The 675-nt window shown below is 71.3% G+C and carries 1 protein-coding gene; it reads left to right on the forward strand.

What is annotated here, in order from left to right:
* On the forward strand, window positions 1-675 hold a 675-nt coding region (locus ACOADB_RS20830; protein WP_378602972.1), incomplete at both ends, for an acyltransferase.

Below are 675 nucleotides of genomic sequence, written 5' to 3' on the forward strand. Positions count from 1 at the left end.
GAGCGGCGCCCTGCTGCTCGCGCCGAAGGCCCATGCCGCCGGCCCCGGAACCTTCCTGAGGAAGCGGGCGGTGCGCCTGCTGCCCGCCGTGGTCGTGTGGCACCTGGTCTACCTCGTCGTCGTCCGCGACTGGATCCTGCGCGCGGACCTGGTCCCGGAGACCGTCGCGGTGAACTTCATCGACGGCAAGGTCTACACGGCGCTGTACTTCCTGTGGCTGATCCTGGGCCTGTACGTCGTCGCCCCCGTGATCGCGGCCTTCCTGCGCGACGGGAACGCGCGCCGCGCGCAGGTCACCGCCGTCGTGGCCTGCCTGTGGGGCGCGGCGTTGCTGGTGCTGCCGCTGGTCGCGACCCAGCTGGGCTTCCCGCGCACCCGCACGGACACGGCGATCACGCTGTGGATCCCGTACGTCGGTCTCTTCGTCGCCGGGTACGCCTGGCGTGAGCCCCGCACCGAGGGCCGCCGCTGGCTCTGGGCCGGCGGGACCGCGGTCGCCCTGGTCGCGCTCGACATCTGGTTGTTCAACGTCGCTCCCGACTTCGTCTGGCTGCGCACGCTTCTCCCGGTGCACTACGTCTCGCTTCCCACCGTGGGGGCGGCGATCGCCATCTACCTGTGCGTGATCGACCTCTGTGCGCGGCTGCGGCCGAAGGAGCGGGTGCTGAAGGTCAT

Source organism: Nocardioides sp. CPCC 206348 (assembly GCF_048654705.1).
Lineage (GTDB): Bacteria > Actinomycetota > Actinomycetes > Propionibacteriales > Nocardioidaceae > Nocardioides.